Annotated in this window: 18 protein-coding genes and 1 other annotated feature; of the genes, 14 read left to right on the top strand and 4 right to left on the bottom strand. The window is 28.9% G+C overall.

The annotated features are described in order from the left end of the window. Positions 1-120: 120 nt before the first annotated feature. Positions 121-2,364, top strand: a complete 2,244-nt coding sequence (gene helD, locus IR151_RS05415; RefSeq protein ID WP_227433498.1) for an RNA polymerase recycling motor HelD — start codon at positions 121-123, stop codon at positions 2,362-2,364. Between the two features lie 386 nt (positions 2,365-2,750). On the opposite strand, the gene IR151_RS05410 is transcribed toward helD, so the two are convergent. Together IR151_RS05410 and IR151_RS05405 are read right to left on the bottom strand one after the other, a co-directional pair. Further along, positions 2,751-3,530 carry a hypothetical protein gene (locus IR151_RS05410; RefSeq protein WP_227433497.1) on the bottom strand — a complete coding sequence of 260 codons (780 nt, stop codon included), beginning with the start codon at positions 3,528-3,530 and terminating at the stop codon, positions 2,751-2,753. Continuing rightward, positions 3,508-4,005 (bottom strand): RNA polymerase sigma factor, encoded by a 498-nt coding sequence (locus IR151_RS05405; RefSeq protein WP_227433496.1) that lies wholly within the window; start codon positions 4,003-4,005, stop codon positions 3,508-3,510. Before IR151_RS05405 ends, IR151_RS05410 begins: the two co-directional genes overlap by 23 nt. 299 nt (positions 4,006-4,304) lie before the next feature. Here IR151_RS05405 and IR151_RS05400 point away from each other — a divergent pair, with 299 nt between their 5' ends. The 6 genes from IR151_RS05400 to IR151_RS05375 all read left to right on the top strand — a co-directional run bounded on the left by IR151_RS05400 (position 4,305) and on the right by IR151_RS05375 (position 11,891). After that, positions 4,305-4,955 carry a hypothetical protein gene (locus tag IR151_RS05400; protein WP_227433495.1) on the top strand — a complete coding sequence of 217 codons (651 nt, stop codon included), beginning with the start codon at positions 4,305-4,307 and terminating at the stop codon, positions 4,953-4,955. A gap of 415 nt (positions 4,956-5,370) precedes the next feature. Continuing rightward, on the top strand, positions 5,371-6,378 hold the full coding sequence (locus tag IR151_RS05395) for a nuclear transport factor 2 family protein (protein WP_227433494.1): 1,008 nt from the start codon (positions 5,371-5,373) through the stop codon (positions 6,376-6,378). Between the two features lie 50 nt (positions 6,379-6,428). Beyond that, positions 6,429-7,721, top strand: coding sequence for an ester cyclase (locus IR151_RS05390; RefSeq protein ID WP_255613106.1), 1,293 nt, complete (start codon positions 6,429-6,431; stop codon positions 7,719-7,721). Between the two features lie 137 nt (positions 7,722-7,858). Next, positions 7,859-9,133, top strand: a complete 1,275-nt coding sequence (locus tag IR151_RS05385; RefSeq protein ID WP_227433493.1) for an MFS transporter — start codon at positions 7,859-7,861, stop codon at positions 9,131-9,133. A 40-nt stretch (positions 9,134-9,173) separates the two neighbouring features. After that, positions 9,174-10,772, top strand: coding sequence for a sodium:solute symporter (locus tag IR151_RS05380; protein ID WP_227433492.1), 1,599 nt, complete (start codon positions 9,174-9,176; stop codon positions 10,770-10,772). 96 nt (positions 10,773-10,868) lie between these two features. Further along, positions 10,869-11,891 carry a LacI family DNA-binding transcriptional regulator gene (locus IR151_RS05375; RefSeq protein ID WP_227433491.1) on the top strand — a complete coding sequence of 341 codons (1,023 nt, stop codon included), beginning with the start codon at positions 10,869-10,871 and terminating at the stop codon, positions 11,889-11,891. Positions 11,892-12,031: 140 nt separating this feature from the next. Here the strand turns inward: IR151_RS05375 and IR151_RS05370 are convergent, their stop codons facing one another. Continuing rightward, positions 12,032-15,358 (bottom strand): cell wall-binding repeat-containing protein, encoded by a 3,327-nt coding sequence (locus IR151_RS05370; protein ID WP_227433490.1) that lies wholly within the window; start codon positions 15,356-15,358, stop codon positions 12,032-12,034. A 542-nt stretch (positions 15,359-15,900) separates the two neighbouring features. Then, the gene (locus IR151_RS05365) at positions 15,901-17,304 is read right to left on the bottom strand and encodes an ATP-dependent metallopeptidase FtsH/Yme1/Tma family protein (RefSeq protein ID WP_227433489.1); all 1,404 of its coding nucleotides are present in this window, start codon (positions 17,302-17,304) and stop codon (positions 15,901-15,903) included. Between the two features lie 558 nt (positions 17,305-17,862). Further along, positions 17,863-18,005: a sequence feature (ribosomal protein L20 leader region), on the top strand. A 28-nt stretch (positions 18,006-18,033) separates the two neighbouring features. Here IR151_RS05365 and infC point away from each other — a divergent pair. From infC to IR151_RS05330, 7 genes are all read left to right on the top strand, one after another. After that, a complete protein-coding gene (gene infC, locus IR151_RS05360) occupies positions 18,034-18,543 on the top strand; it encodes a translation initiation factor IF-3 (RefSeq protein ID WP_227433661.1) in 510 nt (169 codons plus the stop codon). Positions 18,544-18,570: 27 nt separating this feature from the next. After that, positions 18,571-18,765, top strand: a complete 195-nt coding sequence (rpmI, locus tag IR151_RS05355) for a 50S ribosomal protein L35 (protein ID WP_003418222.1) — start codon at positions 18,571-18,573, stop codon at positions 18,763-18,765. 60 nt (positions 18,766-18,825) lie between these two features. Further along, positions 18,826-19,182 carry a 50S ribosomal protein L20 gene (rplT, locus tag IR151_RS05350; protein WP_227433488.1) on the top strand — a complete coding sequence of 119 codons (357 nt, stop codon included), beginning with the start codon at positions 18,826-18,828 and terminating at the stop codon, positions 19,180-19,182. A gap of 163 nt (positions 19,183-19,345) precedes the next feature. Then, positions 19,346-19,882 (top strand): hypothetical protein, encoded by a 537-nt coding sequence (locus IR151_RS05345; RefSeq protein ID WP_227433487.1) that lies wholly within the window; start codon positions 19,346-19,348, stop codon positions 19,880-19,882. Between the two features lie 545 nt (positions 19,883-20,427). Further along, on the top strand, positions 20,428-21,345 hold the full coding sequence (locus tag IR151_RS05340) for an exopolyphosphatase (RefSeq protein ID WP_227433486.1): 918 nt from the start codon (positions 20,428-20,430) through the stop codon (positions 21,343-21,345). Positions 21,346-21,921: 576 nt separating this feature from the next. After that, the gene (locus tag IR151_RS05335; RefSeq protein ID WP_227433485.1) at positions 21,922-23,868 is read left to right on the top strand and encodes a metallophosphoesterase; all 1,947 of its coding nucleotides are present in this window, start codon (positions 21,922-21,924) and stop codon (positions 23,866-23,868) included. A 184-nt stretch (positions 23,869-24,052) separates the two neighbouring features. After that, a complete protein-coding gene (locus IR151_RS05330) occupies positions 24,053-25,942 on the top strand; it encodes a metallophosphoesterase (RefSeq protein WP_227433484.1) in 1,890 nt (629 codons plus the stop codon). Positions 25,943-26,050: the final 108 nt, after the last annotated feature.

Below are 26,050 nucleotides of genomic sequence, written 5' to 3'. Positions count from 1 at the left end.
ATCTTCCCACTATAATTATATCATAAATAAAAAGTTTTTTTAAGACTATGAATATATCCTCATTTCTATATAATTGATATAGCGGATTAAACGTTAATTTCAATTGAGGAGGATTATAATATGAATCTAAATGATTTTGAATTGAATCTTGAAAATGAATGGCTCCAAAAAGTTCTTAAAGAAGCTAACAGACAGCTTGAGGAAAAACGTAGAGAAAAGGATAAACTAAAAAAAGATGCTATAGAAACTCAAAGGGAATTATGGAGTGATTTGGGGGCTATTTCTATTGAAAATGGATTAGAACAACTTTCTGAGTTTATGTCATTTATGGATGTTATGAAGCATCAAAAAAGGAGCCATGAATTTACTGAAAAGCTCAAAGATAAATACGAAAAAATGATTGAATCTCCTTATTTCGGACGAATTGACTTTACTGAAGATAATGAAGTTGATACTCAAAAGTGTTATATTGGGCTATCAAATCTCATTGATGATGATTATGATTTTCTTGTATATGATTGGCGAGCTCCTATTTCAAGTATGTTTTACGACTATGAGATTGGACAAGCAAGTTATGATTGCCCAGAAGGATTAATCTCTGGAGAAATAACTAAGAAAAGACAGTATAAAATAAAAGATAGAAAAATTGAGTATATGTTTGACAGCAATCTAAATATTGATGATGATGTCTTACAAGAGCTTTTAGGCAAAAACTCTGATGAGAAAATGAAAACTATAGTTACAACTATTCAAAGAGAGCAGAATCAAGTGATTCGTAATGAAGATTATAAAAACTTAATTGTACAAGGCGCCGCTGGAAGTGGAAAAACATCTATAGCACTTCATAGAATTGCATATTTACTATATAGACATAAAGATAAAATAACATCTAAAAATATAATAATATTTTCTCCAAATAACATATTTAACGACTATATATCAAATGTATTACCACAACTTGGTGAAGATAATATTTGCCAGACCACATTTAAAGACTATATGCATCAAGAATTAGGAAATGATTTTAAAAAAGAAAGTCCATCAGAAATGATGGAGTATATATTTGATAATAATCAAAAAATAACATATAGAGATAGGATAGAAAATATAGAATTTAAAACATCTTCAGAGTTTGTGGATATATTAAAAAAATATATAACTCATCTAGAGACAGAGGATAGATGCTTTGAAGATATTATTGTGAGAGGCAAGTTGATAATTTCATCTAAGGATTTGCAAGATTTGTTTTCCAATGATTATTCAAATCTACCAATCAAGAGAAGATTAGAAAAGATAAAATCAAGAATAATGTTTCTAATTGAACCATATGAAAAAATTTGGGTTGATGAAATATTTAAAGAACTTGAAGAATCTGGAGATTATATAGAAAAAGAAGAAATGATAGAAAAAAGTACTCTTATTGTAAAAGAAAATTTGAAAGAAATCTATTCTAAAGTTTTAAAAATGACAGAGCTAGACTTGATAGACACTTATAAAAATCTATTTGAGAATTTGGAGCTGTTTTTAGATAAAACGAATATTGAGTATGATAAAAATCTTATAGATAATATAAGAACTTATACAATGGATAATTTGAGTGTAAAGAGCCTTTATTATGAGGACCAAGTTGCTCTTTTATATTTAAAAGGGGTTCTTGGAGGTATCCCAAATACATCACAAATTAAATATGTAATCATAGATGAAGCACAGGATTACAGTCCATTACAATATGAAATATTTTATAAACTCTTTAATTCTGCCAATATGACTATATTAGGAGATATCAACCAATCAATCAATCCATTTATGAATGTTGGAGATTACAATAATATTCATGATATATTAAAGAATGATACTTGTATAATAAATCTAAGTAAAACCTATCGTTCAACAATGGAAATTACTAGATTTTCAAGAAAACTTCTTACTGAATATATAAATGATGAATATGTTGAAAGACATGGTGATGAGCCTAAGATAATCGGTTTTAAAGATAAAAATCAACTGAATAAAAAACTTATTGAAGATATAAAAAGTTATAAAAAGAAAAATTATAACTCTGTTGGTATCATAACAAAAACAGTTCGTGAAGCTAGAGAAGTATACGAGTTCTTAAAAGAGAATGATGTTGATGTACAGTGTATAACAAAAGATGATGATGAGTATATAAGTGGTGTGTTAATAATGCCCTCATACCTATCTAAAGGGCTTGAATTTGATGTGGTTATTATATATAATGCAAGCAATAAAAATTATAATAATGAAGATGAAAGGTTGCTCCTTTATACTTGTTGTACAAGAGCTCTTCATGTACTAAACATATATTATTTAGATGAGATAAGTTCTTTATTAAAACAATATTAAAGTAAGATTAAAGTAATATTAAAACGATATTAAAACAATATTAAAATAATATTAAAATAATATTAAAATAATGAAATTTTAATTCTTTTCTAATTTTTTAGGATTATTATATATTTATTATGTACTTGTAATGAATATTTATATGAGTATTTTATGATAAAGTTAAAGCCCTTAAAATTCAAAATAGATGGTTTTTAAGGGCTTTTTTAGTAGTATTATTTAGTTAGAATTTGTATAGCAGTTAAATAGTTAAAATCTGATATATAAATTCTAAAAAAAATATTAATATAAAATAGATGGTTATGTTTACTAATAAATAAATTAAAGTCACAAATAATAGACTCATAAATAATTCAATTGTTAGTTATGTTTTATATTACTTATCTTTATTTTGTATCTATTACTTCATGAGCCATCTCTACTAAATTATTCATAGATAAATCTGAGTCCTGAACTATAAATGAGTAATAAACTCCATTTTGTTTCCAGCTCAAATATTTATATTCATTAACTTCCACATCACCTGACCACTCACTAAATACATATTTACCTGATTTTTCATCAAGTTTATCCTGTTCTGTCATTTTATAACCTTCTGGTACATACTTTTGCTTGAATTCCTCATAAGAAATATTTACATCTTTGTATGTATCTACAACTTTTATATTCTCAGAATCTTTTCCAAGTACATTATTTGATGTTTTAAGAGATATTTCATCATTACCATTTTCATAGGTAAAATCAAGTGCTTTTAATTCGCCTAAAATGTTATCTTCCTTATCAAGTCCTTTTTCATTTATAGTATAAGCTCCTTTAAATTTATATCCATTACTAAATTCAGAAACTATATTAGGGGCAAATTTAAAGTCTTTTTTTACTTGTTCTGTAGTTGGGATAGATGTATAGGTAGCCCTAGTACTTGATTTTCCAATTATACTAGATATCTCTCCTGTAGCAAGAACTGTTGTACCCAAAAGTAGAGTAACAGCAAAAGTTGCAATTAATCCTTTTTTGAATGATAAATTAAATGGTAATTTATGTTTTTTATTATTAATCATTTTATAATTTTCCCCTCTTTCTGGTAGACTATTTAATGTTTTATTTAATCTATTATGAAAGCTTTCTGGAGCTTTCGGAAATGAATTATTTAATTTGTTTTTGTTCATACATTACCTCCACATTTTCTAATTTAGTTTTTAATAATTTTCTACCTCTTGATAATCTGCTTTTTACAGTTCCTTGAGGTATATCTAATATTTCTTTAATCTCATCTATTGAATATCCCTCGATATAATAAAGAACTATTGGAATCTTAATTTTTTTAGATAAACCTTGAATAGCAATATATAAATCACTGTAATCATCATCTTCTTCTACTTTTTTGTTCTTGAGAATTTCTTCAAAGGGTAGAAGATTAAACTGTTTACGTCTTAATGAATTACATTCATTTATGACTATTCTAATCAACCAAGTCTTAAAATATTGTTGTTCTTTCAGTGAGTCTAACTTTTCATATGCCTTTAAAATAGCATTGTTGACAGCATCCTCACAATCTTGGTCATTTCCTAAAATAGACTTAGATATGCGATACAAGGTCTGTTCTGACTCAAGAATATTATTAATAAATGTAGTTTTATCCAATTGTACTCCTACCTTTCTATGCAAATCGTAGCGCTACTTTTTTGCCTTACACTTATTAGATAAAATTTTACTATAAATGGTTCACTTTTTTTAAATAATTATTTTATTAGTAGGAGTATCCCTAATTTTTTCATTTTGAAAATAGAAAATAAAAGAAATTGAAGAAAATACAAAGGTACCTTAAAAATAGTGTTGACAAAATTATAAGGTACCTTTATAATTAAAAATAGATAAGGTACCTTAATAAAATTTAAAAAATAAATTAATAGAAAAAATCGAGTTAATTGGGAGGAGTTAATATGAATTATTACAAAGATAAAAGAGAAGGATTTAGAGGATATGGAGGTCCTCATAGACATTCATGGAATCATGTATGTGAAGGGTGCAAAATATTTGAAATGATGTGTCATGAAGGATTTGGACCAAGAGGATACGAAGGAGGTCATGGCAATAGAGAATGTAGAAGTCATGAAGGATTTGCACCAAGAGGATACGAAGGAGGTCATGGCAATAGAGAATATAGAGGTCATGAAGAATTTGCACCAAGAGGATACGAAGGAGGTCATGGCAATAGAGAATATAGAGGTCATGAAGAATTTGCGCCAAGAGGATACGAAGGAGGTCATGGCAATAGAGAATATAGAGGTCATGAAGGATTTGCACCAAGTGGTCATGAAAGAACTTACAGAAAATTTAAAGAAAATGAAGAATTTGATGCTAAAAATTATCAAGAAAACAATGAATATCAGAAATGTGGAAGATTTGAAAACCAAAATGTAGATGAAAAAATAGTGTCTGAAAATAAATCAGATACTGAGAAAAATAATATAAAAGAATATGAAAAAATTTATGAATCTAAAACAGCAATTGATGAACAAGTAGAAGAGGTTAATAAAAATAATACTAAAGAAGAAATTAAAGGTGAAAAAAAAGATACTGATAAAAAATAGGGTTAGAAATTCAATAAATAAACAATTAAATTAAAGGTTAAAAAATAAATATCAGAATACAAATAAAAACATATTATTGACTAAATCAAAAAGGTGATAGCTTTAAAAAGACTGTCACCTTTATTTTTTTATAGTTGTTTATTGGTGCAAGTATTTCAATAAATATGGGAGATAAAGATTAGTTTTATTAGGAATGATTAAAAACATATAAATTTGAGTAGATATAAGTTACAATTTACATTTTTATGATAACATTTTCTTTACAATTTTTTAGATATATGTTAATATTTAGAAAAATGCATATGTATTCATAAAATAGCCTTAAAATAGATAAAAAGGCTATAAAAAAGAAAACGTATGCAATGACAAGTCAATAAAGTTAGATTATACTTTATAAATTTGGGAGGATATAATCATGGGAAAATATCAAGAATCAAAAAGAGTTGTAAGAAATTACTTTGAAGCATTAGAAAATGCCAATGGAGATGAAATTAAAAAAATTTTAAAACAGCACATGAAGTCAGATTATGACTGGAGAGGCGTATATCCATTTCGTGAACAAAAAGGAGTTGAAAATGTAGCAGATATATTTTGGAAGCCTTTAAAGCATTCATTGAGTAATATGCAAAGACGACAAGATATCTTCATTGCAGGTACTAATGAAATTGATAACAGTGAGTGGGTAATGAGTATGGGTCATTTTATGGGACTTTTTGATAATGATTGGCTTGGGATTAAGCATACTCGCAAGATGATTAGCTTAAGATATGCGGAATTTAACTGTGTGAAGGATGGTAGAATTTCCAAAACTGGATTATTTGTAGATATAATTGGATTTATGATTCAGGCAGGTGTCAATCCATTGCCACCACAAACAGGTTCATATTTTGTATATCCAGGACCAATTGACCATAATGGATTACTTTTTGAAGATGCAGATGAAGTAGAGGGGATTAAGACTTTAGCATTAGTCAATAAAATGGTAGATGATTTGTCTGAACTAAATGACAGTGGTTCTATGGGATGCCCACCAGAGATACTTGAAAAATCATGGGCTAAAGATATGATTTGGTATGGACCAGGGGGGATTGGAGCTTCTTATACTATACCTAGATATCAAGAACAACATCAATTGCCATTTAGAAATAATTTAAAAGGAAAGACTTTTAATGGACATGTATGTAGATTCGCAGAAGGTAATTTTGCTTGTTTCTTTGGATGGCCTAACTTAAGCAATATCCCATGTGGAGGATTTTTAGGATTGCCAGGTGGAGAGGTTAAGGCAGATATGCAAGTCGTTGATGTTTACTATCGTAAAGGAGATAAACTTAAAGAAAATTGGGTGTTGATTGATATTCCATACTGGTTAAAACAACAAGGTCTTGATATTCTTGAAAGAACTAAAAGTATTTTTAATGTTTAATTTTTAATAATTAATTTTGAATACGTATTCAAGAAAGGGGATAATGTAAATTGAAGTATATTGATAAAAATGATGTAAGAGAAAAAGATAAAGAAAAAGCAAAAGAAGTTGATATAAATGAGATTAAATTAAGTAATGTTGAAGTAGATAAAGCTAATAATGTTGAAGTAAATAAAGCTAATATAGATAAAATCAATGAGAATAATACTATTAAAAAAGCTGAAGAAATTACATTGAAGGGAGAAACAAATATGGAGTCTACAAAAATTTACTATGGAGATTCACTAGAAGTAACACCTGTTGGAGTAATGGATTATAATGATTTTTCAAATCAAACAAAAAGGGAGCAGAAGTTACCTGGATTTGATTCCAAATATAGAGATTTTGTAGACTATATTATGAAAATTACACATAATATTTGGGAAGAAAAAGGTATTGGAGTTATTTATGATACATATCACAATAATGTAACAATGCACTGTGGTTCTTCTAATTTAGTTGGTATAAAAGATGTTATCTCAAATACTCTTCAAACTTTACATGCGTTTCCAGATAGAAGGCTGATTGGTCAAAATGTAATATGGTCTAATTTTGGTGCTGATGGTTTTTTGTCTTCTCATCGTGTTTTGTCGACAGCAACTAATTTAGGTGACAGTAATTTTGCTCCAGCAACTGGAAAAAAGATAAATTTTAGAACTGTAATTGATTGTGCTACTACGAATAATAGAATCCATGAAGAATGGCTAGTTAGAGATAATCTATGGATTGTTACTCAGTTAGGATTAAATCCTCAAGAAGTGGCAAAAAATATGGCAAAGGCAAGTGCATCTAAAGTATTGAGTTTACAATCAACTTATGGTATTTGTGAGTCTATGGATGGTCAATTTATGCCAGCAAAGTATCAAGCTAAAGATGATTCTGTTGGTGAAATGATGCTTGAGATGACAAGTCGTATTTACAATTATAAATATATAAATGAAGTTAAAAAGTACTATCACGATAATGCAGTAGTACATTTCATATGTGATAAAGATTTAAATGGGTATGATGAGATTCAAGGAATGATTGTAAGTTTACTTGCTTCAATTCCAAATGGCAGTTATGAAGTAGAAAGAGTAACTTGTAATCAAAAGGAAAAAAATGAAGGATATGATGTATCTGTGAGATGGAGACTACGTGGAATAAATGAAGGCATTGGATTTTTTGGACAACCTTCTGGTAAGCATGTAGAGGTAATGGGAATTAATCATTATCATGTACTACAAGGTAAGGTAAAGGAAGAATGGATGACTTTTGATGGTATGGATGTTTTGAAGCAGATGTACATGGGTGTAGAAGAGTAAGATAGTTTAGAGTATAAATATTTTTAGAAATTATATAATAAGTATTCTTGTTATATAATTTAAGCAAGAAATATGTATGAAAAGTAAAAATTTAAAGTTTTAGCAATAGTATGCTTAATAGTAAGGGAGGGGTAATTATGAATAATATGAAAACAACAGATGTGATAGAAAATGATATTATACTAGGAAAAGATTATTCAAATCTAAAAAGGGGAATTGCATTTTTTTCGATTGCTTTAATATACTTTTTTTATTGCTATAACTTTATGGTAGGCACTTTTATTAAACCAACAATGATTTATACTTTGGCAGAAGGTGGGTTTGGGTTTTCATTAAAACAGACAGAAGAAATATTTGCTGTCATGTCCTTTGGTACAATTCCAGGTACATTCATTTTTGGAGTAATTTCTACAAAGCTTGGTAAAAAGAAAACTTTAATTAGTGTAGCTTTATTAATTGGGTTGACGACTTTTATTCCAATGTTATCTCCTGCAAATATTATATTGTGGAAAATTGCACGTTTATGCACAGGGGTAGTATTGGGTGGTGTATTTGGAACAGCTATGCCTCTAGTTGCAGATATGTTTCCAAGCAAATATCGTGGTAAGTTAGCTGCTGTATTAACTGCATTATTTTCACTAGCTATGATTTTTGGTGGGAAAGTGTATGGATTTTTAGGTGATGCAAATTGGCAAATATTAATGTATACTGCGATTATACCACCTATAGTTGGAGCTATTTTGGCATTTTTCTTTGTACCAGATGATTCAGAGTATACAAGAGAATTAGTTAAAAAAGGAAAAGAAACAGGTGAAAAAATTAGCTATGTAAGTATGTATAAGGGGAAATATTTGTGGATTGGACTAGGAACAATTATTTTATCAGGTGCTAACTTCACAGCATACTCAGCATTTTCAAACAATGCAACTACATATTTGGTAACAGGGATAGGAATGACAGCAGCAGTAGCAGGTTCTATATATAGTTTACAAGGAATTGGGCAGTTAGTAGGATATTTATTTTGGGGTTCAATAGCAGATAAATTTGGAAGAAAAGTACCTTTTATAGGGATGGCATTAGCAGCAGTATTTGTATTTATATATACAAAACTAGGAGGAAATAATACAACAGCATTTTATATGATATCAGTATTATTAGGAATTGCTGTTGGGTATTCTGGAGCATGGGGAGCATACTATACAGAATTATTCCCAAGTAAATATCGTTCATTGTCCTCTGGAATGTCATTTAATGGAGGAAGAATTATATCTACATTTGCAATTCCTGCAATAGCTGGTACAGCTTCTGGTGCTTTAGGTATGACAACTATTTTTTATATATCAACAGCAGTATTTGTAGCAGGTGCTATTGTATGGCTGTTCTTACCAGAAACATTAAACAAGAAAGAGTAGAATTCTAAGAACTATTTTGTTGGTTAGAAAGGGGTGGCTTATGATTTCAGTAATCGATGTGTGTATTATAGTAGGATATTTGCTGTTAATGTTGGTTATTGGTTATTATTCAGGAAAAGATAATAAAAATCAAGAAGATTATTTCTTAGCAGGTAGGTCAATGCCATGGATTCCAATCGCTTTGTCAGTTGCTGCTACTATGATTAGTGCTAATGGATTTATAGGGGGGCCTGGATGGGCATATATGGATGGAATGTATCCAGTAATGGTTAACATTACAGTCCCTTTAGCAATATTTTTTGCACTGAGCATTACCACCCCAGTTATTTATAGATTAAAAATAACATCTGTATATGAATATATGGGACTTCGTTTAGGCAATTATTCAAGGGGCTTAACTATTATTCAATTTTTTATCAATTCATTGATTCAAGCGAGTTCTATGGTGTATATACCAGTACTTATTATTCAAATAATCACTGGTTGGTCACTTTATATTTTGGTTCCAATAGTTGTATGTGTAGCAATTATATATACACTACTAGGGGGAATTAAAGCAGTTATATGGACTGATAGTATTCAAATGTTAGTAGTAATAGGTGCTGTATTTATAGTAAGTATGACAGCACTAAAAGGAATGAATCTTGGCTTTTTTGATACATTGCAAATTGCACAACAGAGTGGTAAATTAAATACATTTGATTTTAATATGGATGTTTCAATTACAAATACTTTTTGGGCTACTCTGATTGGCGGAACTGTAATGTGGATAAGATATTTCTGCTTTGACCAATCTCAAGTTCAAAGAGTTTTGACATCTAAATCTTTAAAAGGAGCCAAAAATTCTTTTGTAGTTAGTGCATTTGTTATGAATTTAGCTTACTATTTTATGTTATTAGTAGGAGTGATTTTATTTGTTTATTATAAGGGAAGGACATTTGAAACTTCAAATGAAATAATGATTACTTTTATTTTGAATGAACTTCCAGTAGGGGCAATTGGAATTATTATTGCTGGTGTATTTGCAGCGGCGATGTCTAGTATTGACTCTATATTAAATAGTATGACAACTGTTTTTACAAAGGATATTTATGAGTTTTATTTTAAAAAAGATAATGAGGAATCGTCATTAAAAGTCACGATGATTATAACAATGATTATAGGTATTGTTATGACATGTTTTATTATTATGGGATTTGGAGGAAGCATCAAATCAATTCTTGACCTTGTTGGTAACTATATTTCATATTTTGCTGGTCCAGCTACGGGTGCATTTATATTGGCTATGTTTACATACAAAACTCATGATAAAGGGGTATCTATTGGTTTTATCATAGGATTAGTTTTAGGATTTTTTATTTCTAATAAATATAATGTGAGTTGGTTGTGGAATCCAGCAATAGGTGCTACAATAACATTAATATTTGGATATATTTTTAGTATCATTTTAAAGAATAATCATAATATAGAAGATATTAAAAAATATACTGTATTTGGTATGAGAAAAGAACTTATTTCACAAGGAATAGATAAAGTAGATGGAGTGTCTGTATTGCCATTTTCTTTAGGTAAACAAGAGTTAATTGTGTTAGTTTTTTTCGTTGTCCAATATATAATCTTATTTTTAATACAATTTTAATGAGAAATGCAAGATGTTTAATAAGAAGTAAAGGGCGTTAAAAAGAAATGCAAGATGTTTAAAAAGAAATACAAGATGTTTAAGGAGAAATACTAAATGAATCAAAAGAAAGTTCATTATAATAAATCGGCTACTTCAAAAGATGTTGCAAAATTAGCAGGAGTATCGCAGTCATCAGTTTCAAGGGCATTTGGTAGTGCAAATGGAAAAGGTGTAAAACCTGAAGTAAGAGAAAAAATTTTCCGTGTAGCAGATGAAATTGGATATGTTCCTAATTTAGTTGCAAGAGGAATGATTAGTGGCAAAACAAATGTTATAGGATTGATAGTTGGTGATAATCTAGGTCCGTTTTACAACAGAATTATTAACTTATTCGTGGAAAAGATTCAAGAAATAGGTAAACAGTGTCTTGTTTTTAAGGTTCCTAGACAAGAAAGAATAGATAATATAATTTCAAGAGTAATTCAGTTTCAAGTGGAAGCTGTGATTATTACAGCTTCAGCTATGAATAAGGTAATGGCTGAGACATGTGAAGAAAATAATATTCCTGTGATTCTTTTTAATCGTTTTATACCAGGTATAAAAATAAGTACAGTTTATGTAGACCCAATTGAAGGTGGAGGAATGGCTGCTGAATACCTAATTGATAGGGGACATAAAAATATAGGATACATTCAATTTACAAGAGAAACAAGTGAGGAAATGGAAAAGAAAATTGGATTTTATTCTAAATTAAGACAAAATGGAATTCACAATCTTAAAGAAGAATCTGCAAATTATGATTATGATTCTGGATACGAAGCTGGGAAGAGAATGTTAGCATTATCAAGTCCTCCAACAGCAATTTTTTGTACAAGTGATTTGATAGCTATGGGTGTAATGGATGCTGCAAGATTTGAGTATAAATTGAAGATACCAGAGGATTTATCAGTAATGGGATATGATGATATTCAGATGGCCTCATGGAAAAGTTATAGTTTAACAACGATTAGACAACCATTAGACTTATTAATTGGAAAAACGATTAATATACTTAAAATCTTATTAGAAGAAGATGATTGTGAGCCAGTAGTTGAAATGCTTAAGCCTGAATTAATTAAAAGAGATTCTACCATTTAGGATAAAATTATATTAAAGATATACTAATAATACTGTATAAACAAGAAAAGTATTCTTCAAATTCAAAATGAAGAATACTTTCTTGAATACTTGTGATTAATTTAGTAAACCTATATTTATAGTATATTTTTTTGTTTATATTATTTGTTTAATAAAAGTCTCAATTTATTAAGTACAGATAATTTTATGCCACCACCTACTTGATATACTTTTTCTGAGTTTTTTTTATCTAATATATTTTCTTGCTCTTTATTTAAACTACTTGTGGCTATTACAACTGGCATATTTTCCTTTGATGCAAATGGACCTACTGATAAAGCATCAATCAGATTATTTTCCTTAGCTAATATCACCCCATTTATGCTATTATCTTTATAGAAATGTTCAATAACACGAGCATTAGTTTCTTGTCTGTCATTTCCAGCAATTCTATTTTTTGATACATCATTTGAAGTTACATTATTAATTTGTTCTATAGCTTTTTGAGAGATTTTAGTTTCCCCACCTATAAAGTAAGAAGTTTTTATTTTTTTAGATTTAATATAATCATATGTATCTTTATCTAAACCATCTTTTTGTGTAAGTATTATAGGAGAGTTATTTTTTCCTGCTACTGATGAAATAGAGAGTGCATCAGCTTCTCCATCTCCAGCACTTACATATATTGTATCAATATTGTTATTACCAGACATTTCTTTAGCTATATTTAAAGACGTTTCATATCTTGATTTCCCACCTATTCTTTTTACATTCATAGATTTATTAACACCTTTTAGTTGGTTAACAACTGAATTGGATATTGAAGCTTCACCACCTACAACTATTACATTAGATGCTTTTAATCTTTTAATTTCATCCATTGTTGATTTATCTACATTATTTCCATTAGAAAGTAACATTGGTGCATTTTTTGTATTTGCAAGTGGAGTAGACGATAATCCATCTACTAAGTGCTTATCAGTACCGTTTACAAGTATTACAGTATTTGAAGTTTTCCAGCCTTCTTTAGATACTTTTACTGCTGTTTCGAATCTGTCATCTCCAGTCATTTTTTTAGATTTTACATTAGTGTCTAGATTATCCCATAAATTTACTCTATCCTCAGGAGCTACATACATACCATCATTCTTTGTTATATTATACGTTTTATAGAATTCTTCGAAATTTGATAAGACACGATTTACTCTTAAAGTATTTGGACTATGCTCATCTCCTGTAGAGTTCTTTGCATATTCTCTTGTGTATAATCTAATATATGACTTTGCATAACTCTTGAAGAACTTATCATAATTTGGATTTTCCATCTTTGATAAAATTCCCAAGGCTGCTCCTACACCACCTATATCTGCAATATTTTCACCTAAACTTATCTTACCATTTGCTTTTACACCTGGAGCTATTTCCCATCCATCATAGAAATTAACTACATCATTACAACGTTCTTGAAATTCTCTGTAATCATCCTTAGTCCACCAATCATGTTCTTTCCCACTTGAATCATATTTGGCTCCACTGTTGTCAAATGCATGAGAAATTTCATGACCTATTATTGCACCTATTGCACCTAGATTTTCTTCTCTTGATGCATTTGGGTCATATAAAGGTGCTTGTAAAATACCTGCTGGGAAAGTCATTGCATTATCATACATTCCATACACTGCATTTACAGTAAATGTTGCTAAATTAAATCTATCTTTTGGTACTACCTTACCTGTATCTTCAGCATCCTTTTTTAGACGTGCAAGTTTAAAAGCAGTTATATTATCAAAATAATTTCCACCATTTTCTTTACCTTTAATGTCTACATTTTCTGTATCAGATTCCCATTTATCAGGATAGCCAACTACAAATGTCATTTTATCAAGTTTTTTTATAGCTTCTTTTTTGGTAGATTCACTCATCCAGTCAAGTTTTTTAATTCTTTCTTTATATAATTCTACAAAAGATTTAATCATATCTTCAATATCTTTCTTTGATTTTTCAGGAAAATATTTCTCTACAAATAATTTTCCAAGATATGAATTGAACCTTTCTGATGTTAATACTGATGCATCTTTTTCAGTTATTTTACTTTGTGAAGCATCTGCACCAGGATTAAAATTTTCAGCCCAAACATTTAGATATTTTTGGTCTAAAAATTGCGCATTTTCTTCAGAAAGTTTTATTTTAAAAAGTGTTTTTAAAACTTCTAAATTGTTATTAGTGTATGCCTTATTAAATAGTTCTAAATCTTTTGGATTCATTAGCTTGATTTCTTTAGGAAGATTAGTATATCCAGCAGCAGTAAGCATTTTAGACAACTCTAAGTTTGGCATTTTTTCTTCCATCTCTTTTAAAGTCATCCTCTTATCAATATTTTCTTCACCTCCAGATACTTTTTTTACAAAGTTTATATACTCATCAACATGCTTACTAGCTTGTGCTTCACTTTCTCCACTTAAAATTAACAGTTTTTTAAAAAATGTTTTACTATTTTCTATTACCTCATCATTTGAATAGGAGCTAAATAAATGTGTATCAGCTATTGTTCCTATATATAAAGCATATTTTGCTTCACCTACATTGTCTTGCATTAAAGAAAGAGTAACCAAACCACCAGTTCCTATTTCTTCAAGTGATTTTTTTTGAATATCACTAAGTTCTTTTACATTCTTTGCTTTATCTATAGCATCAAGATATTTTTTTATTGGTTTATTTCCAAGTTCATTTCTGCTTTTCATGTCTAGTATATTAAGATAGAAATCTTTAATCTTTTGCTCTTCACTACCTTTTTTATGATTCCCTTCTACTATCTTTTTAATAATAGCATTAATTTTTTTTGTGTTCTCATTTTCAATATCAACATAACCACCAGATACTGCTTCGTCACTTGGAAGCTTTGATTCTTCCAAAGACTTTTTATTTACAAAATTATAAAAATCATCTTTTGGATTGCTACCTTTAAATGCCCAGATACGTCTAACCATAGTATCAACTTCTCCTACAGTCATAACATCACTACCATGAAGTTTTTTGTCTTTAGTGTTAACCATAACTCCACCCTTTATTAAGTTATCTATATGAGACTTAGCAGAAACAGGGATATCTGTAAAACTTACATTTTTATCTGCCACTCTTTCATTTTGACCTTTTGGAGCTGATAAAGTTCCAAAAGCTCTACTTATCATGATAAGACCATCTAGTCTATTAACTTTTTGATTTTCTTTCTTTTCGTATCCAGACAGGATTTTCTTTTTATCTATATTAGAATTATATGATTTAGCTGATTGTAAAAGAAAATCAGCTAGTTGACTATATGTAGTACTACTAGTTTTAATTTCTTTTCTACTTTTAGATTGTGTTGTTTTTTCTGACTTTTCTAGATTAGTATTACCTTGAGCAGTTTCTTGTGCCTGAGCAACTCCTGTAACTAGTGTAGTCATAACCATTCCTGTAGATATAATTCTTGCATTTAATTTTTTATTCATGATATTTCCCCCTTTTTATATGTATTATTTATGTGTTTAACATTTAAAATTTACTTTTTATTAGTGTCTTATATATTAGTCTATTGGTATTTATATACAAAACAATATCATAGTAATGTTAATCTTATGTTTACAGGAAGATAGCATTTATTATTAATCATATAAATAAAAAGAGACAATTTCTAAATGATTCTTAAAATCAGATAAGAGATTGTCATGTTTACATTAAGAGATTATCATATTTACATAAGGATAAAGTTGTGTAGCTTTAATATACAAAAATCTAATTGCTATAGATGTAATTGATAAAGACAAATCACAAATATAGGATTTTGAAGAAAGAATAGAGTAGTCAGAGGCTATAAAATTAATGAAGAGGCTGTAGGTAAAGAAGAGGCTGTAGGTAAATTTGTTTTTACACAAATCTATCTACAGCCTCAAGACATATCATCTTAAAGTATTTTGGTACATTTTAAATATTGAAATTCTTTTTAAGATTAATTATTAATTTTAATGTAAGAATTATTTAAAATACTATCAAATTAATTTACAGCTTCTTTTCCTATTAAATCTTTTAATTCTTCATGAGTCATAGTTTCTTTTTCAAATAGGAATTTAGAAACAGAATGTAAATCTTCAAGATTATCCTTTAACATCTCTAAAGTTTCCTTATAACAACTTTCAACTATACGATTAGCTTCTTTTTGAATTTTATCACATAAGAAAGTCTTATCATTTCCATCAATAGTCATAAATCCTAAGTTACTCATACCATACTCACAAACCATTTGGTTAGCTATCTCAGTAACTTTCTTTAAGTCATCCTTTGCTCCGGTAGATTTATGATTAAATATTAATTCTTCTGATGCTTTTCCAGCAAGTAATATTTTTATTTTTCCAATCAGTTCATCTCTAGTATAAATATATCTATCTTCATCAGGTAATTGAAGAACATAACCTAATGCTTGTCCTCTAGGTACTATAGATATTTTTTGTATAGGACAAATTCCAACGATATCACTTACAAGAGCATGTCCAGCCTCATGATAAGCTACTATCTTTTTCTCTTTTTCAACTAATGAAGAGTTTTTAGATTCTAATCCTGCAATAACTCTTTCAAGTGCTTTGTCGAAGTGTTCTGCTGTAATATATTCACTGTCATCTCTAACTGCAAATATAGCTGCTTCATTTGCTATATTTGAAAGATGGGCTCCGTTGAAACCGTGAGTTTTTTTAGCTAAAAGTTCTAGATTTACAGATTTGTCTATAGGCTTGTCATCTGTATGTACCTTTAGAATTTCAAATCTAGTGTGATAATTTGGTGCACCTATATGAATGTGTCTGTCAAATCTTCCTGGTCTAAGTAAAGCTTCATCTAATAAGTCAAGTCTATTGGTAGCACCTATTATTAATACATTGGAGTCTTTATTAAATCCATCCATTTCAACTAAAAGTTGGTTTAACGTTTGGTCTTTCTCATTGTTACTTTCAAGATGTCTTTTTGCTCCTACAGCATCTATTTCGTCTATAAATATTATACTTGGAGCTTCTTTTCTAGCTTTTTCAAATAGAGTTCTTACCCTTTTTGCTCCTACACCTACATATTTTTCAACGAACTCAGAACCTGTAACATTGAAAAATGATGAGTTTGTTTCACCAGCTACAGCAGATGCAAGTAATGTTTTTCCTGTTCCTGGAGGACCATAAAATAATACCCCTTTAGGTATTTTTGCACCCATTTTTTGATACTTTTGTGGAGACTTCATAAAATCAACTATTTCAAATAGTTCTTCTTTTACTTCGTCTAATCCAGCTACATCTCTAAATGTAGTTTTTGGTTTTGTAGAAAGTGAATCATCTGTTTGATTTTCTCTTTCCATTTTTGTCTGTGCAAAGACAGGAACTGGATTGTTAATTTTTTTAAAAAAGTTGTTTAGCATTTTCATATTCACACCTCAGGTAATTAATTATTGTTAATCAATTTTATATTTTCCATATTTACTATTTTTTATTATTTATTTTTTATGGAAAAAATATACATGCAATCTAAATAAAAATAAATTCATAAATTTAACTGAAAAAAGTCATTTATAAATATGTGCAAATTAACTTTATATACTAAAAAAATACGACAAATCAAGATAAAATTGAAATGATGAAAAAACCATAATATAGATATTAAAGGATGTAAAGTAAAGTATTCAGTATAAAATTGGCTAAAGAAGTGTTTTTAGGTATTTACTATATAGAGTAGTAGGATAATAAAAGATTTTAAAGTTGAAGTTTGAATTTTTTTAATTAAATTTTGAAAAATAAGAGCAAAATAAATAGTACAAGCATATAATAAGTATTAGGAAGAAATAATTAAATGCAAATACGATGTACCTTATAATAAATATATGTAGGTTTAAATAAAAAAGCAGTTAATTTAGTAAAAATTTATTAAACTTAAAAAAATAGTTGCAAAAAATTTGATAAAATGATATAGTAGATAGGGTAAGAATAAAACAAAGAAGAAGTCCGCTTCTCACCTTACGCCGATGGTTAGTAAGGTAAATATAAGTTAAAGCTTAATAGTAATTTAAGCTTGTTTAAATTTGGTAACTTATATTGCGGATGATTATGTCATCCGCTTTTTATTTTATATTTTATAAAAATTTTGGAGGTGTCCTACAATTAGCAAAGAATTAGCAATCAATGAACAAATAAAAGACAAGGAAATAAGAGTCCTTTCACCTACAGGTGAACAACTTGGAGTAATGCCTACTAAAGAAGCTCAAGCAATGGCTACTAGTAAAAACTTAGATTTGGTTCAAATCTCGCCAAATGCAAATCCACCAGTGTGTAAGATAATGGATTATGGAAAGTTTAGATATGAGCAAGCGAGAAAAGATAAAGAAGCTAAGAAAAAACAAAAGACTATAGTTGTAAAAGAAGTAAGACTTAGACCAGGTATTGAACAAAATGATTTAAATACGAAAGCTAATAATGCTATAAAATTCCTTAAAAAAGGGGATAAAGTCAAAGTTGAACTTAGATTTAGAGGTAGAGAACTAGGACATAAAGATATAGGTAGAGAAGTTATGTTAAAGTTTTTAGAGATAATAAAAGAGTTTGGAGAACCAACAAAAGCCCCTGCATTTGAGGGTAATAATATGGTTGTAATTATAGATCCAAAAAAATAGATGATTAACTGAGAGGAGGAATTTGTCATGCCTAAAATGAAAACTCATAGAGGTGCAGCAAAGAGATTAAAGAAAACAGGAACAGGAAAGTTAAAGAGAGCTAAAGCTTATAAAAAACATATATTAACTAAAAAATCTGCAAAAACTAAGATGAACTTAAGAAAATCAACTCTAGTAAGTGATGGAGATGCTAAGAGAATAGCACAATTATTACCATACTAGGATAGGATACGGATTATAAACAATAACTATAGAAGAGGGATATAAAAGGAGGTCATAACGATGGCAAGAGTTAAAAAAGCTATGAACGCTCGTAAGAAGCATAAAAAAATATTAAAACTTGCAAAAGGATTCAGAGGATCTAGAAGCAAATTATATAGACCAGCAAATACATTCGTAATGAAGGCATTAAAAAATGCTTATATAGGAAGAAAGTTAAAGAAAAGAGACTTCAGAAAACTTTGGATACAAAGAATAAATGCAGCAGCTAGAATGAATGGAATATCTTATTCAAGATTAATGAATGGATTAAAATTATCTGGTATTGAAGTTAACAGAAAAATGTTATCTGAAATGGCTATACAAGATCCAGATGGATTTGCTAAATTAGCAGAAGTTGCTAAAGCAAAATTAGCTTAGTATTAAATCATGATAAAAAAAGTCCTTGAATTATTTAAATAATTCAAGGGCTTTTTTTATTTTTTGAATATTATTTGTTTATATAAAATTTTTAATAAACTTGATTAAATATTATCAATATAATAATATTATCTTATTAATAATAATGAGGAGGTAGTATAATATGAATGATAAACTTATGGATTGCTTCATAAATCCAGTTAAATGCAAGTTGTTACTTGAGATTTATTCAAATAAGCAAACTACAGCAAAGCAATTAGCAGAGAAGTTTAAGGAGATATCACAAGCTACACTTTATCGTTATCTTGATAAAATGTTAAAGGATAATATTCTAAAGGTAGTTGAAGAAAATAAAATACGAGGAACTGTTGAAAAGGTATATGCTGTTAAGTCAGATATTGATGATGATGCAAAAAAAATGATAAATGAAAACTCAGCAGAAGCATATGTACAGCTGTTTACTCAATATATGATGGCATTTATGAAGGAGTTTTATGATTATGCTAAAAGAGAAGAAAAAGATATTTTAAAAGATGGCTCTGTTTTTTCTGTCTGTCCAATATATGCGAATCTAGAAGAAATAACTGAAGTAGCTAGAAAGATTGGTGATATACTAGAACCTTTAAGAAATAACTCATCAGGAGAAGGACGCAAAATGCACTCTATAGGATTAATAATTGCACCTCCTAAAGAAGAATAAAGTAAAATTGTTGAAGTGCAGTGTAAACAATATATAAGCTAGTATGATTAAATAAAATATTGAGGGTAGTTTTAAAATAAAGATAGCAGTTTGATTTCTATATCAAATTGCTATCTTTATTTTAGCATGTTAAACTTTACATAAGTGATAAGTGATAAGTGATAAGTGATAAGTGATAAGTGATAAGTGATAAGTGATAAGTGATAAGTGATATTTTTATGTTAATTTATAAAATTTATATGATGAATTGATATAACGTGATATAGGTTATATTTAAGACTACAACAAAATATAAGTATATTCATAGTAATATAAGTATTTTATTTTGATTTAATTTTGGCTGTTAGGCAAGTTATAACTATATTCTTAGTAAAAGACAACGTTGTACTTTAGATAATAAATAAAGCTATTTATAGTCCCAAAAATAAGTTTTGTTAGTATATATTGAAATGTATATCAAGCTGACATGTAAAGTGATATTATATATTTAAGGAAAAAATTACAATATCTATAGGCATATATTTAAAGCAAAGGGGTTGAAACATATGAGATTGATTACACGTTCTGATTTTGATGGATTAGTTTGTGGTGCATTATTAAAAGAAGCAGGTATTATTGATGATTGGAAATTTGCTCATCCTAAGGATTTACAAGATGGGTTGGTTGAGGTGACAGAAAATGATTGTCTTGCCAATGTACCATTTGTAGAAGGGTGTGGTCTTTGGTTTGACCATCATTCTAGTGAATTTGAGCGAAATGAGCTTAAAGGAAGGTATAGAGGCGAAAGTCGCATTGCTCCTTCTTGTGCAAGAATTATTTATGAGTATTATGGTGGAAATGAAAAATTTTCTCATTTTAATGAAATGTTAGAAGCAGTAGACAAAGTTGATTCTGGAAATCTTACTATAGAAGAGGTACAAAATCCAACTGGATGGATTTTAATTGGTTATCTTATGGACCCAAGAACAGGGTTGGGGCGTTGGAGAAACTTTACTATATCTAACTATCAATTGATGGAAAAGTTAATTGATGCATGTAGAACTTTAGATACAGAAGAAATTTTAAATCTGTCAGATGTAAAGGAACGTATAGAAGTTTATTTTGAACAAACAGATAAATTTAAAGAAATGGTTGCTAAATACACACGTACAGAAGGAGATGTTATTATTTCTGATTTACGTGGAGTAGAGCCAATTTATACAGGTAATCGTTTCATGATTTACAGTATGTATCCAGAACAAAATATTTCTGCTTGGATTGTAAATGGAAAAGGTGGGAAAGGGTGTTCTGTAGCTGTAGGATATAGTATTTTAAATAGAACTTCAAATGTTGATGTTGGTAGTCTAATGCTTAAGTATGGCGGTGGAGGTCACAAAGCTGTTGGGACTTGCCAATTTAATGATGAACAAATAGACGAGTTACTTCCAATGTTGCTTGATGAACTTATAAATCCTAAGAAGTAATGCTCTAATTTATAAAGGATAGTATAAATAAAATAGAATTTCATTGTACCTTTTAACATAAGAAAGTGAAGTGGTACAATGAAGTTCCTATAAGCATGCATATTGAGGATGCTTACATATGCAACAATCATATCTGAGGATATAAAATTACTTTGTATTTCTATATTTTGAATATAAGATAAAATATACGTAATACAGTCAAAAATACACAAGTCCCTTTATCAATTTTACAACTATTCTGGTTACTTAACTGTTCAAATAATATTTTATACTCGATTTTCTCCATATATTTTAATATCGCTACAATCTCATCATAGCTATCTGTGTTAAATAAAAGTTTGTTATTTGAAGTATCTATTTAAAGTTTTCTAATAGTATATTTAAATATATTATTAAGTATGTTTAAATACCATGACATAAGAAATGAAATGTATATCTTTAAATTATAGATATATTTACAGGTAATAATCTACTAGTCCAATGAATGTTGCTCATAATCCTATAACCTGCTATAGTTTAAAATAAAGCATGATATTAAATTTTATTATAATCTAAAAATTTATGAGGGGGGCTTTTATGAAAATAAAATTTATTATAATGGTATTGATAGTGTTTTTAGTGGGATTGCTTGTGGCATGTCAAAGTACTAAAAATAAAGAAACTAAAATAGAAGATACAAAAGTTAATGTATCAGATACAGAAGTAAAAATATTAGGAACAGGTGATTTGCATTCAGTTGTGACAGATTCTCTAGTTTCATATGTAAATGAAGAAAGAGCAAAGAATGAAAATATACTTATGGTAGATGCAGGAGATTTTTTTGGTGAACAGAGTAAAGAAATGTGGGAATGGACCTCTGGCAAAAAACTAGTTAATATTAGAGAGAGTGGTACAGCAGAATATGAAGACATAGTTAAGAATAGTCAAGATGAAGTACCTATAGTTAAAGACATGATACCATTGAGATATGATGCTGTAGTACTTGGTGATAATGAATTTATTTCAAATGATAAGCAAGGTCTTGATAAATTAGTTTCTGATTTTAAAAATAATAATATACCAGTAGTATCAGCAAATATATATGAACAATCTGGAAAAAACTACATACAACCATATGTGATGAAAAATGTTAAGACAGATAAAGGTGATGTAAAAGTAGGAATACTAGGTCTTACTATAAAAGAAGTGGGGAAAAGTTCAGGATTTGAAGATATTGAAAAAGAAACTAAATCAAGAGAACTTGGAGAGCAAGCTGAGTATAAAGGTAAATTATATGCAAATGATTTAGTAGAAGATGCAAAGAAATGGATAAAAGTGATGAAGAAAGAAAATCCAGATATAGTAGTTGCAGTTGTACATTCTGGGGAAGAATCTAAGAGTTCTGATAATACAGGAAATAGAATAAAGGAACTAGCAACTACAGTAGATGGAATAGATGCAATAGTAGCAGGTCATACTCATAAGAAAATAAAGCAACATACATATAAAAATAAATCTGGGAAAGAAGTAATTGTTACACAACCAGGTTCGCATGCAGATAGTGTGTCAGAGATTAGCTTTAAATTAGATAAGAAGAATGGTAAATGGGATATAAAGAAAAAGGCTAGCAAATTAAAAATAGTTGATAAAGAAATAAATATAGTTGCTACTGCAGATTTACATTCACATTTTTCTGACAAATTATTAGTAAGCCTTGTTAATGAACGAAGTAAGCCAATTGAACCTGTTGTAGTAGATGCAGGAGACTTTTTAGACCCTCAAACAGATGAAATGATTGAATGGTATAAAGAGTGGAAGGCTATAAGGGATAATAATACTGATACAGTGATTAGTAGATGCCCAATGGCAATAGCTATGAATCAGGGTATGTATGATGCAGTAGTACTTGGCAATCATGAGTTTGTATCCGAGAAAGATGAATTTTGGGCAGATGAGCGTCTTTTAGATGCCGTTGTAGAAGATTTTGAACAGACAGCAATTTCTGTATTATCAGCAAACATATATAAACAATCTGGACAAAACTATGTTAAACCATATGTCATACAAGATGTGGAGACAAATGAAGGAAATGTAAAAGTAGGAATATTGGGTCTTACGATAAAAGAGGTAGGTAAAGGTCTTAAAAATGTAAATTTACAAGAGCAATTTCAATATAAAGGTAAATTATATGCAAATGATTTAGTAGAAGATGCAAAGAAGTGGGTAAAAGTGATGAAAGAAGAAAATCCAGATATAATAGTTGCAGTTGTACATTCAGGAGAAGAGCCTAAAAATCCCAAGCATCCAGGAAATAGAGTAAAAGAACTAGCAACTACAGTAGATGGGATTGATGCTATTGTTGCTAGTCATACTCATGAAAAGATAGATGAACATGACTATAAGAATAAGTCTGGAGGCAAAGTTATAGTGACACAACCAGGTGAACATGGTAAATATTATTCTAAAATTACTTTTAAAGTGAAAAAAGAAAAGGGTTCATGGGTTATTAATGATAAATCTAGTAAAACAATTGAGGTTGAATAATTTTAGCATACTAGAGTAAGCCTTGTTTTGTAACTGAAAAATATCAAGAACTATATGTAGATTTATTTAAAAAGGAATTTACATATAGTTTTTTTAGTATAATAAACAGTACAAACTTATATAGTAAAGATAAGGTATAAGAGTAAATTTTATTATCATCAAAAAAATTAAGGGGGAGGCTTTTATGAAAATAAAATTTATTATAGTTACATCAATAATATTTCTAATAATATTATTAGTGGGCTGTGAAAGTACTAAAGATATAGAAATCAATGTACTTGGTACAAGCGACTTACACTCAATAGTCCCAGAAAACCTAGTTTCTTATGTGCAAGAAGAGAGAAAATACGATGAAAACTTGCTAATGGTTGATGCAGGCGATTTTTTTGACATACAAAGTATTGATATGAATGGATGGTTTACTGGTCAAAAACTAGTACGATTTAATGATGGTATGCCGGAATTTAAAAAAATAGCTGAGCCACGTGAAGGAGAAGTTCCTATAGCTAAAGAAATGGCAAAATTAAAATATGATGCAGTTACATTTGGAAATCATGAGTTCGTTTCTAATGATAAGCAAGGTCTTGATAGGTTAGTTTCTGATTTTAAAAATAACAACATACCATTAGTGTCTGCAAATATATATGAACAATCTGGAAAAAACTATGTAAAACCGTACATAATGAAAGATGTCAAAACAGAAAAAGGGAATATAAAGGTAGGAATACTAGGGCTTACTATAAAAGAAGTAGGAGAACGTTCAAGATTTAAAAGCTTTGAGCAAGATAAAAAAGCTAGAGCACTTGAAGAACAAGCACAATATAAAGGTAAATTATATGCAAATGATTTGGTGGAAGATGCCCAAAAATGGGTAAAAATCATGAAAAAAGAAAGTCCAGATATAATCGTTGCCATTGTACATTCAGGTGAAGAGCCTAAAAATCCTAAAAACCCAGGAAATAGAATAAAGGAGCTGGCAACAACAGTAGAAGGAATAGATGCTATTGTAGCTGGTCATACACATGAAAAGATAGAGCAACATACATTTAAGAATAAATCTGGTGAAGAAGTGATAGTGACACAGCCTGGAGCTCATGGTGATAGTGTATCAAAGATTAATTTTAAGTTGGATAAGAAGAATGATAAGTGGTTTATAAAAGATAAGCATAGTGAATTAAAGGTATTTGGAAAAGAAGTAAATATAATTACGACATCTGGTTTACATTCAAATTTTTCAGATGAAATGGCAGTTAGTTTATTTAATGAAAGATATAGAGCTGTACAGCCAATCTTTATTGATACTGGAGATTTTTTTGATGCTAATACAAAAGAAATGACTAGATGGTCTAAAGAATGGCAGTATAATACAAAAAAAGGTATTCATAAAAGAATAAACGAATGGCCTATTGTTTATCTTGGTTATGATGCTGTAGTACTTGGTAGTCATGAACTTCTATCTGAAAAAAATGATTTTGAAGAAAAAAAGTCTACATTGGATTCTATTATAGAAAACTTTGAGGAAATGAAAATTCCTGTTTTATCAGCTAATATATATGATGAGTCTGGAGAAAATTATGTAAAACCTTATATAATGCATAAAGTTGAGACTAAGGAAGGTGATATAAAGGTTGGAATATTGGGGCTTACTATAGATAAAGATGAAAAAAATACCAATGATTCGAGTTCAGAAAAAAATTCTAAAAAAACAAATAGATTATATACTAATGACTTAGTGAAGGATGCAAATGAGTGGGTAAAGGTTATGCAAAAAGAAAATCCAGATGTAATTGTCACAGTTGTACATTCAGATAGTGATAATATAAATTTAAAAAATCCAAGTAGCGAGATAAAAAAACTTGCTACTACAGTAGATGGAATAGATGCTATTGTAGTTGGGCATACCAAAAATAAGATAAAAGAACGTACCTACAAGAATAAGTCTGGAAATAAAGTTATAGTGACACAATCTAGTGAAGATGGAGAGTATTATTCAAAAATAAGTCTTGAATTAAGAAAAGAAAATGGGACATGGAATATTATCAATAAATATAGTAAGGCGATAAAAATGAAGTAGAACAATAAATATTAAGTGAGACAATAAAGATGAATTAATACAATAAATAAGTAAATTGATAAAGCAGTAAATCAATAAAAACAAAGCAAATTTATACCATAATTATAC

It is taken from the genome of Clostridioides sp. ES-S-0006-03, assembly GCF_020662275.1.
Taxonomy (GTDB): Bacteria; Bacillota; Clostridia; order Peptostreptococcales; family Peptostreptococcaceae; genus Clostridioides.
The sequence above is the reverse complement of the archived record's forward strand: the minus strand, read 5'-3'. Positions and strand labels throughout refer to the sequence as shown.

What these genes read in the sequence shown, in the direction of transcription:
- rplT (WP_227433488.1), top strand. Translation starts at nt 18,826, where the DNA reads ATGGCAAGAGTTAAAAAAGCTATGAACGCTCGTAAGAAGCATAAAAAA.
- IR151_RS05345 (WP_227433487.1), top strand. Translation starts at nt 19,346, where the DNA reads ATGAATGATAAACTTATGGATTGCTTCATAAATCCAGTTAAATGCAAG.
- IR151_RS05410 (WP_227433497.1), bottom strand. Translation starts at nt 3,530, where the DNA reads ATGAACAAAAACAAATTAAATAATTCATTTCCGAAAGCTCCAGAAAGC.
- rpmI (WP_003418222.1), top strand. Translation starts at nt 18,571, where the DNA reads ATGCCTAAAATGAAAACTCATAGAGGTGCAGCAAAGAGATTAAAGAAA.
- IR151_RS05370 (WP_227433490.1), bottom strand. Translation starts at nt 15,358, where the DNA reads ATGAATAAAAAATTAAATGCAAGAATTATATCTACAGGAATGGTTATG.
- IR151_RS05365 (WP_227433489.1), bottom strand. Translation starts at nt 17,304, where the DNA reads ATGAAAATGCTAAACAACTTTTTTAAAAAAATTAACAATCCAGTTCCT.
- IR151_RS05335 (WP_227433485.1), top strand. Translation starts at nt 21,922, where the DNA reads ATGAAAATAAAATTTATTATAATGGTATTGATAGTGTTTTTAGTGGGA.
- IR151_RS05340 (WP_227433486.1), top strand. Translation starts at nt 20,428, where the DNA reads ATGAGATTGATTACACGTTCTGATTTTGATGGATTAGTTTGTGGTGCA.
- IR151_RS05330 (WP_227433484.1), top strand. Translation starts at nt 24,053, where the DNA reads ATGAAAATAAAATTTATTATAGTTACATCAATAATATTTCTAATAATA.
- IR151_RS05385 (WP_227433493.1), top strand. Translation starts at nt 7,859, where the DNA reads ATGAATAATATGAAAACAACAGATGTGATAGAAAATGATATTATACTA.
- IR151_RS05375 (WP_227433491.1), top strand. Translation starts at nt 10,869, where the DNA reads ATGAATCAAAAGAAAGTTCATTATAATAAATCGGCTACTTCAAAAGAT.
- IR151_RS05395 (WP_227433494.1), top strand. Translation starts at nt 5,371, where the DNA reads ATGGGAAAATATCAAGAATCAAAAAGAGTTGTAAGAAATTACTTTGAA.
- IR151_RS05380 (WP_227433492.1), top strand. Translation starts at nt 9,174, where the DNA reads ATGATTTCAGTAATCGATGTGTGTATTATAGTAGGATATTTGCTGTTA.
- helD (WP_227433498.1), top strand. Translation starts at nt 121, where the DNA reads ATGAATCTAAATGATTTTGAATTGAATCTTGAAAATGAATGGCTCCAA.
- IR151_RS05400 (WP_227433495.1), top strand. Translation starts at nt 4,305, where the DNA reads ATGAATTATTACAAAGATAAAAGAGAAGGATTTAGAGGATATGGAGGT.